Source organism: Collinsella sp. AF15-51, assembly GCF_003462845.1.
Classification (GTDB): domain Bacteria; phylum Actinomycetota; class Coriobacteriia; order Coriobacteriales; family Coriobacteriaceae; genus Collinsella.
The window spans coordinates 44375-54507 of sequence record NZ_QRYG01000015.1; the positions used below are offsets into that span (position 1 = coordinate 44375).

The following is a 10133-nucleotide window of genomic DNA, read 5'->3' on the forward strand; positions in this document are numbered from 1 at the left end:
ATGCGCGAAGCAAAAAAGAACCCGCCACCGGGCGTGCCGGTGGCGGGTGTTGTTACCCGAGGGGATTGTACCCGATGGGATAGCTTTAAGCGAAGTAGGCCACGCCGCTCTCAAAGATCGGCATGAACTTATCGCCGGGGACATGCTCGGGCACGTTGCGGTACAGGTTGTCGCCGCGGCGCTCGGCATGACCCATCTTGCCCAAGACGCGGCCGTCGGGGCTCGTGATGCCCTCGATGGCGAGTGCGGAGCCGTTGGGGTTGACGGAAAGGTCCATGCTGGGCTTGCCGTTCTCGCCCACGTACTGCGTGGCGACCTGGCCGTTGGCGATCAGCTGGGCGAGCACTTCGTCATTGGCGACAAAGCGGCCCTCGCCGTGGCTGATGGCGACGGTGTAGGGGTCGTCCAGGCTGCACTGCGACAGCCACGGGGACAAGTTGGACGAGATGCGGGTGCGCACCAGACGGCTCTGGTGGCGACCGATGGTGTTGAACGTCAACGTGGGCGCATCGGGCGTGGCGTCGACGATGTCGCCGTAGGGCACCAGACCGAGCTTGATCAGGGCCTGGAAGCCGTTGCAGATGCCCAGCATCAGGCCATCGCGGGCCTTGAGCAGGTCGCGGACTGCCTCGGTGACCTCGGGAGCGCGGAAGAACGCCGTGATGAACTTGGCGGAGCCGTCGGGCTCGTCGCCGCCCGAGAAGCCGCCGGGGATCATGACGATCTGGCTTGCACGGATGCGGCGGGCAAGCTCGTGGGTGCTCTCGGCGACGGCCTCGGGCGTGAGGTTGTTGATCACGAAGGTGTCGGCCTCGGCACCGGCGGCACGGAAGGCGCGGGCGCTGTCGTACTCGCAGTTGTTGCCGGGGAACACGGGGATGATCACGCGCGGGCGGGCGATCTTGGCGCCGCCGTACACGTGGATATCCTTGGCGCGGAAGTCGATGGTCTCGACCTCGGGGGTCTCGCCGGCGCTGCGGTAGGTGAAGACGCCCTCGATGCCGCTCTCCCAGGCCTCCTGGAGCTCGGAGAGCTCGATGACTTCGGAACCGGTGTCGATGACATAGCCCTCGACGGTGGTGCCCAGGGGCTCGACGACAACGCCGTCGGCGACCTCGGGCAGCTCGGCATCCTCGGCGAGCTCGACAATAAAGCTGCCGTAGAGCGGGGTGAAGAGGCTCTCCACGTCTACATCCTCGGCAAGCTCGATACCGATCTGGTTACCGACGCACATCTTAAAGAGGCTCTCGGCGCCGCAGCCGTAGCCGGGCGTGGAGATGGCCAGGGCGTTGCCGGTAGCAGTGAGCGCCTCGACGGCGTCAAACGCGGCGAGCAGCTGCTGAGCATCGGGGCGGTAGTCCTCGCCATAGGTGGCGGGGGCGATGCGGACGACGCGGTGCGTGAGGCCCTTGAACTCGGGCGAGACGGCGCGGGCGGCCTTGCCCACGGCGACGGCGAAGCTGATCAGGGTCGGCGGAACGTTGAGCTCGCCGGCCTCGTCCTCAAACGAACCGCTCATGGAGTCCTTGCCGCCGATGGCGCCGGCACCCAGGTCGACCTGGGCCATAAGGGCACCCAGGACGGCAGCCATGGGCTTGCCCCAGCGCTCGGCCTCGGTGCGCAGGCGCTCGAAGTACTCCTGGAAGGAGAGGTAGGTGCGCTTGTGCTCAAAGCCGGCGGCAACGAGCTTGGCGATGGACTCGACCACGGACAGGTAGGCGCCCGCAAACTGGTCGGCCTCCATCAGATAGGGGTTGAAGCCCCATGCCATGGCGCTCGCCGTGGTGGTCTCGCCGTCCACGGGGAACTTGGCGACCATGGCCGAGCTTGGGGTGAGCTGCGTCTTGCCGCCAAAGGGCATGAGCACGGTCGCGGCGCCGATGGTGGAGTCGAAGCGCTCGGAAAGGCCCTTGTTGGAAGCGACGTTGAGGTCGGTGACGAGCGAGGTCATGCGCTCGGCGAGCGTGGTACCGGCCCAGCTGGGCTGCCACACACTGCGGGCGCAGACGTGGACGACCTGGTGCTTGGGCGCACCGTTGGAGTTGAGGAACTCGCGGGACAGATCGACGATGGCGACGCCGTTCCAGGCCATGCGCATGCGCGGCTCGGCGGTAACCTCGGCGATAACGGTCGCCTCCAGGTTCTCCTCGGCGGCGTAGCCCATGAACTCCTCGACGTCACCGTCGGCGACGGCGCAGGCCATGCGCTCCTGGGATTCAGAGATGGCGAGCTCGGTGCCGTCAAGACCGTCGTACTTTTTGGTCACGGTATCAAGGTCGACATACAGGCCGTCGGCAAGCTCGCCTACGGCGACCGAGACACCGCCGGCGCCAAAGTCGTTGCAGCGCTTGATCAGACGGCAGGCATCGCCGCGGCGGAACAGGCGCTGCAGCTTGCGCTCGACCGGGGCGTTGCCCTTCTGGACCTCGGCGCCCGATGTCTCGATGGACTCGGTGTTCTGGGTCTTGGAGGAGCCGGTGGCACCGCCGATGCCGTCACGGCCGGTGCGGCCGCCCAACAGGATGATCTTGTCGGTGGGGGCGGGGCACTCGCGACGCACGTGGTTTGCCGGGGTAGCGCCCACGACGGCGCCGACCTCCATGCGCTTGGCGACGTAGCCGGGGTGATAGAGTTCGTTGACCTGACCGGTGGCAAGGCCGATCTGGTTGCCGTAGCTGGAGTAGCCGGCGGCAGCAGTGGTCACGAGCTTACGCTGCGGCAGCTTGCCCTCGAGCGTCTCGGACACGGGGACGGTGGGGTCGCCGGCGCCGGTGACACGCATGGCCTGGTACACGTAGCTGCGGCCCGACAGCGGGTCGCGGATGGCACCGCCCACGCAGGTGGCGGCACCGCCGAAGGGCTCGATCTCGGTCGGGTGGTTGTGGGTCTCGTTCTTAAAGAGGAACAGCCAGTCCTGGTCCTCGCCGTCGACATCGACCTTCACCTTGACGGTGCAGGCGTTAATCTCCTCGGACTCGTCGACATCGGTCATGACGCCGGTCTTCTTGAGGTACTTGGCGCCGATGGTGCCCATGTCCATGAGGCAGACGGGCTTGGTGTCGCGACCGAGTTCGTGGCGCATCTCCATGTAGCGGTCGAAGGCCTGCTGCACCACGGCGTCGTCGATCGTCACGTCGTCCAGGACGGTGCCGAAGGTGGTGTGGCGGCAGTGATCGGACCAGTAGGTGTCGATCACGCGGATCTCGGTGATGGTGGGGTCGCGATCCTCATCGCGGAAGTACTGCTGGCAGAAGGCGATGTCCGCCTCGTCCATGGCAAGGCCGCGCTCGGAAATAAAGGCGGCAAGGCCGGCCTCGTCGAGCTCGCGGAAGCCGTCGAGCACCTCGACGGGCGCAGGCTCGGGGGTCTCCATGTACAGTGTCTTGGGCAGGTCGAGCGAGGCGATGCGCGCCTCGACGGGGTTCACCACGTAGTGCTTGATAGCCTCGACGGCGGCTTCGTCCAGAGCGCCCGAGACCATATAGACCTTGGCGGAGCGCACGGCGGGGCGCTCGCCCTGGCTGATGAGCTGCACGCACTCGCTGGCGGAGTCGGCGCGCTGGTCAAACTGGCCAGGCAGGAATTCGACGGCAAAGACGGCGCCGTCGCTTGCGGGGAGCTCGTCGTAGGTCACATCGACCTGGGGCTCGCTAAAGACGGTCGGCACGCAGGACCGGAAAAGCTCCTTGTCGATGCCCTCGACGTCGTAGCGGTTGATAATCCTCAGGGCCTCGATGCCCTTGATGCCGAGAATTTCGGTCAGCTCGCCCTTGAGCTGCTGAGCCTCGACGTCGAACCCGGGTTTCTTCTCCACGTAGATACGAGAGACCATTGGTTCCTGCCTTCCTGATCGGTTGGGCGTACGGTACGGTATGCGGCAGCGGTCGGTTTGCGGGGTCTGCCCTGCGGTCGCCTTGAGCCACATGTTTGTAAACCTCACTATGATACGACAGCTCGCGGCGCGTTGAGGACGGCGAGGGTGCTACAGTGAAGCGCAAACAAGAGAAAGGCATCACATGGCATTCGTTTCGCTCGCCATCATCGCACTCGTGGCCTTTGCGAGTCCTTTTATCGCCTCGGCGATTCCCGGAAAACCCGTTCCCGAGACGGTCTTTTTGCTCGTGCTCGGCGCGGTACTGGGACCCCATATGCTCGGCGTCATCCATGTAGATGCTGAGGTCTCGCTTGTGTCCGAGCTGGGCCTGGCCTTTTTGTTCCTGCTTGCCGGCTTTGAGATCGACCCCAAGAGCATCACGGGCGTCGAGGGGCGCTACGGCTTGGCGACGTGGGTCGTCACGTTTGGTATCGCCTGGCTTGCCGTGCGCTTTACCCCGTGGTTCTCAGTCAGTCATTTCGACGGTATCGCTGTGACGCTTGCTCTTACCTCCACGGCGCTCGGCACGCTCGTGCCCATCATGCGTGAGCGCTCGCTTACCGGCACGCGCGTGGGCGACTCGATTCTCGCGTATGGCACTTGGGGCGAGCTCGGTCCCGTGCTCGCCATGTCGGTGCTGTTGTCTGCCCGCACTGGCATCCAAACGCTCGTTATCCTTGGCTTGTTTGCGGTGGTTTGCGTGTTGCTGGCCGTGGTCCCGAGCCGCTCCAAGCGCGTCGGCAGCCGCTTCTTTGCATTTGTTGAGGAGCGCGCCGATACCACGTCGCAGACCTTCGTGCGCCTGACGGTGCTCATCCTGGTCACGCTCGTGGCATTCTCGGCTGTCTTTGATCTCGACATCGTGTTGGGTTCTTTTGCCGCCGGCTTTGTCCTGCGCTATATCATCCCCGAGGGCAACCATACGCTCGAGACCAAGCTCGACGGTCTGGCCTACGGTTTTTTGATTCCGGTGTTCTTTACCGTATCGGGCGCAAAGATCGATCTGACGGCCGTGGCGTCGCGCCCGGGTCTGCTCGTGGGCTTTATCGTGGCGTTGTTGATTATTCGTGCCGTGCCCATTCTTATTTCCATGAGCATTTGTCCTGCGACGCGCGATGTGTCGGCGTATGGTCGCATTACCGTGGCCCTGTACTGCACCACGGCGCTGCCGATCATCGTTGCCGTTACGAGCGTTGCCGTCAACGCGGGCGCGCTGTCGCAAGATATTGCGTCGGTCATGGTTGCCGCCGGTGCCATCACGGTGTTCTTGATGCCATTGCTCGCGCAGCTCTTCTACCGCGTGGTGGATGCCGCACCGGTCGCCGCCGTGGCAGAGGTTGCCGAGCATCCATCCGATGCGCTCGACATCTTGCGCGCCCACCACGACCTAGCGAGCTTGCTCGCGCGCGAGCACGAGCTGCTGACCTCGCATGGCCATGGTCGCGTATTCGAGGGCCTGCCTACGCTCGATACGATTGCCGAGCGTCTTTCCGCCGAGGCGGCGAGCGGCCACATCGATGCCCGCATCGTGGACGCGGCGCACCTGCTTGCCGATAAGACCTATGGAGACGAGGTCGACCCGTCCGAGCTGACTCCGCGTGAGCGCCGCCGCCTGGAGCGCGCCAAGCTCGCTGTGCGCGAATACCGCCGCCGCATGCTGGAGCTCTATGCGCGCGAAGAAGCCGAAGACGACGACGGTAAGTAGTCGATACTTTCTCGGGGAAGCCGCGTCCCGCTTTGAAGGCTCGGAACGGGATGTGGTTTCCGAAACGGGGGCCGTTGGGAAGCTGTGTCCCGGAATGGGCGCTCAGAGTGGGATGCAGTTTCCGCGAGAGGCTCGTTAGGGAAAGCGCATCCCATTCTGAGCCGGAATTATGGGACGCAGTTTCCTTTTCGAATAGAAGGAGGTGCGCTGCCTGCGGTTGATGCAGACAGCGTGCCTTCTTGCATAAAGCTCTGCTGAGGTTTGAAATTAGCTCGCTATGTAAAAAAGAACCCTTAATTCCCAATACTTCAAATTCTGAAATTAGACAATGCATTTCTTGAGTCTTAATTGCAAATATCGGATATATTCGAAATAATGAAAGACGATTAAGCTATTTGATTTCAAAGGAGCGATGAAGCGATGGCGTACAAGACGCTCGAAAAACTCTTTTATGCAGATCCAAGCTCCGATCGTTATGCTTGCCATGACGAGCTGCTGCGCGAGCGCCTTACTGCCGACGGCACGGTGCGGACTGGAATTCACCTTGAGCATGGTGAACTGTTCGCTTGTGTTCCTTTGAACCTGTCCGTTGCTAGCGAGCGGATCCTCAGAAAAGAGCGAAAGATTTCCAACCTGTGGAACAGCTTGCCTTATGTGGCTTTGGGGGCCTCGATTCGTTCGCTGGTGCTTGAGGAGGTTGTTTTCAGCAACGAGATGGAGGGTGTGCACAGCACGCGGCGCCAGATTGAAGCGGCGCTGGAGTCTGCGGAGGATGCTGCGGCCGAACTTTGCGGTGCCGCCGAAAAGGAGCACACTCCTTTTATTGAATTCGCTCGCCTCTACCTTCAGCTGGTGGATGGTTCAAGTCGTCCCGGCAAACCCGAGGATATTCGCGAGATTTTCGATGCCGTCACTAAGGGCGTGCTTGACCCGAAGGACCGTCCGGATGGCAAGATGTTCCGTTTGGGTCCCGTTGTGATTGAGAACAGTCGGGGCAAGATTCTCCATCAGGGTGTTTCCTCGGAGCCCGAAATCATTGACCTCCTTGGCAAGATGATAGAGTTGGGCAATCGCGAAGATGTCCCAAGCCTCTATGCAGCCTCAATCTGCCATTTTCTCTTTGAGTATATTCACCCCTTCTATGACGGTAACGGGAGAACGGGGAGGTATCTTCTCGCGTTGAGCCTGAACGAGACGTTGTCGCAGCCTACGGTGTTGTCGCTCTCTAGGACGATTGCTGAGAATAAAACCGCATATTACAAGGCGTTTGACGTGGTGGAGAGGCCCCTTAACGGTAGCGAGGCTACTCCGTTTGTTGCAATGATGCTTGATTTGGTCGAGCAAGCGCAAGATGCCGTTCTGAGCGATTTGGCCGAAAAGCGCGTACAACTCGATGATCTCAAGCGGGCGATCGATGAACTCGACGATACGTTTACCGAAAGGGCAAAAGATATTCTGTTTTATGCGGCACAGATGCATATCTTCGGTGCCTTTGGTGAATCTACGCTTGATGGTGTGTCGGGCTATCTCGATGTGACAAAGCCGACAGCGAGTAGGTCATTGTCGAGCCTAATCGCTGCCGGATATTTAGAAAAGGTGTCCGCAAGGCCGCTCGTGTGCAAGATGACGGTGGCGGGACTTAATCTGCTCGGGCTAGAGTGAACATCGGTTATCAGACAAATGAACACTCCGAGCGTTTGCCCGCCATTCCTCCATGGTGTGAAATCGCTCTTATCCCATTGAGGCGCCTTTGAGGTCGCCAATGGACTGTTGCGGCAAGCGGTGAAAGCTATGATTCAATTTCGTTCGACACGTACGCCATGAGTTCATCGTCTAAGGCCTTCAAAGAGTCTTTGATTTCCCGCCTGCGCGCGCGGGCCTGTTCTATTTTTGTGTCACATTCTCGTTTCGCTTTGAATTCGAATGGACTGAAGAAAGAACGTCTGCTCTTAAGCTCTCGAAGTTCGTTCCCCAAACGGTCAAATTCATCTTCGAGCGCTTGTTTTTGCGACTTTTTAACAGGATTATCTAACCAATATTTGGCTTGGAGCTCTGCTTCTTTTTCAGCGCGCTCACGTTCCTTCTTCTTCTCGGGGTCGTATTCGTCACGCTTTGCCATGTCCTTTTCTAACTGTTCTCTCCGAAGCTGCTTTGCCTCATCGCTAAGGAAAAAGCCGTCGTTTGTTATTTGTTCGCTGGAGTGTCCGTAGTATCCGTAGTATCGGCGATTTGTTCGAACTTTGATACATAGCTCCTCGAGACTGCACAATATGCCCCAGCATCTTAAGAGCATCTCGTCTGTGGCAGTACCTTGTTTAGTGACTTTATTGTCAAAGAGGTCGATAGCTAAGCGAGCCGCTTTTATGCAACTATCGTACGCATCTATGCATAGATCAAAAGCTTCTTTTTCGTTGTCATAGTCGAAATCATCTGTCGCGTAGTAATCAAATACACGGACCTTGTTCCACCGTTCCGACCATGTGGAGCAGCCGTTGACCGCAGACTTTAGGATCGTGATTGCAGCATTGTAATACATTGATGAAATGTTGCGCGCTGCAAGACCGGAAAGGTCTTCGGTAAGGGCGCCGAGGAGATCTTCGATATTCTCGGGTATCTTGGCACTCTCCCCCTGCTCTTTGCTGAGCCTCTTTACGGCAGCCGTTTGTAATTCGCACACGGCCTCTATATTTTTCCATTGGAGTTCACGCGACTGTAGGTGACGAATGAGCCCCGATTGAATTAACTCTAGATTCTTCGCATTCGGTAGATTTGCAAGTTCCTGGCAGAAATAGTCTATCTCAGAGTTTGCGATAGCTCGCAAATGCTCAATGAAACCTATCGCTATGTTTAGCGCGGTGTTTATCTCATCAAAATCTGATGGGGCTCGATTTAGCAGCTTTAGCATATTAATGCATGCTGCATTTGATTCCGACAAGCGATCGTTGTCAAACGTGAGCTGCCAGTCTATCGCTTTTGCCTTTATTGACCATGCCTCGGCGTTCTTAAGATCAATCTCGAGGGCCATGGAGGCATATTTCTCAGCATCAGCGTTGTTACCGGCTTTTTGAGCGGTTCTGGCCAAGGCGAGATATCGATCGACATCTTCAGTGCGGTCTGTTTTCACTGTGCCTTCGACTTGGACAACACCTTCGACCATCATTTTCTTTGCGGTTTCAAGCGTATATTTCATTCCACAGCTTTGACAGACGAAAAAGTCTCCATCCTTGATAATCTCTGTGCTACCGCAGAGCTCGCATTGTAGCGCTTTCATTTCGATTGCTCCATTTCATACCCCTTGCTGTTCATTTCCCGTATTAGTTTCTGCTTTATCTCAAAAACGTCTTCCTTGTAAGGGAGATATAAGATGCCGTTTATATCGGACGGTTTTTCTATTGGTGGGTCGGCTTCTTTGAGAAGGATCGCGGTCCTAGACCTGCCGAATTTCATCAGTAGCATCCCAAGCTCCAAAACTACGTTCTGGCGAGCTCTTGGCTGCGGTCGATCCTGTTTATTCTTTGGATAGCCTATGTCGTCCGGGGTCATAAGTACTATCCCGAAATTAGCGCAAGGGATGTATTCCATTAGTTGTTCGATTACTGTTCGGCCCCCTATAGGCTGATTATCGAGAAAAATAGGCTCGAGATTTAACTCTTCGAGAAGACGTTGGAGTTGGTTTCGTGCGGTTTTATCGTGGCCGTAAACAACGAAAACTTTGTTGTTTGGTTCATCAATGATTTCATCTTCGATGGCTTTTCGGACCTGATCAGCGTTATTTCCTTGACAAAAGAAGCCGCCGCTGTCGTAGACATATACGGCTGTTCCACTCTCGAGCTTTATTCGATAGCCAATAGTTTTGTATCTCCGGGTCGTTTTTACTGGAATTTCTTTTGAAATAAGAAGCGAGATTAATTTATCCTTATCGATCATTAGCTGTCCTTGCTTGCTTTAACCAGTGCTGCTCTTTGCCTTATCAATGAAGTCATGCGCAATATTTTCGAGTTCGCGCCTTCGATATCGTTTGATTCGATTGATTGCGATAGATCACGAAGTGCGCTCGATATTTCGTCTTCAACTTGAGCGCTTGCTTCACAACTGGCGGGGTCGGCAAGGCTTGAAGTTTCCAAGAAGCTGGTCATTGATGCGCGCAACTCTGAAGGTGATTCATCTAGAAGCAGTCTTAGCTGAAGTTCAAGGTTCTGCATGGATTGCGATTTGCTTGAAATTTGGTTTTCAATGGTAGATGCGTGAGATTCGGAAGCGCCTGTTGCGAAGAGCGTGGCTGTCGCAGCGCTTGCTAGCAGAAAACTGAGAATTGGAATTGCTGGAAGCGCCTCTGTTTTTAACGCGGACCCTAGTATGCCTAGCAACAATTGGACTGCAAACGATACGCCAATAACAAGTATCTTTGAGATACCAAATATCTTAAGATTCTTTTGGGGTCCAAATAACAAGGTTGAAACCACCAGGGCGAGCATGACCAAAGAGAATGCGCTCTCAATCCAAAAGGCTCTGTTAGACCAAGGTTGACATAAAAACGATGTCACCGCGAGGCGG

6 protein-coding genes are annotated in these 10133 nt (G+C 57.3%); 2 read left to right on the plus strand and 4 right to left on the minus strand.

Annotation, left to right across the window (positions count from 1 at the left end):
* Positions 1–85 precede the first annotated feature (85 nt).
* Complete coding sequence (locus DWW51_RS07760; protein ID WP_117774094.1) at positions 86–3832, minus strand: phosphoribosylformylglycinamidine synthase; 3747 nt, start codon at positions 3830–3832, stop codon at positions 86–88.
* A 184-nt stretch (positions 3833–4016) separates the two neighbouring features.
* On the opposite strand from DWW51_RS07760, the gene DWW51_RS07765 reads away from it, so the two are divergent.
* The gene (locus DWW51_RS07765) at positions 4017–5579 is read left to right on the plus strand and encodes a cation:proton antiporter (protein WP_006234446.1); all 1563 of its coding nucleotides are present in this window, start codon (positions 4017–4019) and stop codon (positions 5577–5579) included.
* 420 nt (positions 5580–5999) lie between these two features.
* The gene (locus DWW51_RS07770) at positions 6000–7241 is read left to right on the plus strand and encodes a Fic family protein (RefSeq protein WP_117774095.1); all 1242 of its coding nucleotides are present in this window, start codon (positions 6000–6002) and stop codon (positions 7239–7241) included.
* 127 nt (positions 7242–7368) lie between these two features.
* On the opposite strand, the gene DWW51_RS07775 is transcribed toward DWW51_RS07770, so the two are convergent.
* The 3 genes from DWW51_RS07775 to DWW51_RS10305 form a co-directional block, all read right to left on the minus strand.
* A complete protein-coding gene (locus DWW51_RS07775; RefSeq protein ID WP_124786402.1) occupies positions 7369–8769 on the minus strand; it encodes a hypothetical protein in 1401 nt (466 codons plus the stop codon).
* A 77-nt stretch (positions 8770–8846) separates the two neighbouring features.
* Entirely contained in the window at positions 8847–9506 is a 660-nt protein-coding gene (locus tag DWW51_RS07780) for a TIR domain-containing protein (RefSeq protein ID WP_117774097.1), read from the minus strand.
* Positions 9506–10133: hypothetical protein (locus tag DWW51_RS10305; protein WP_197032217.1), on the minus strand; the 628-nt coding region annotated here is incomplete at its 5' end. The genes DWW51_RS07780 and DWW51_RS10305, both read right to left, overlap by 1 nt.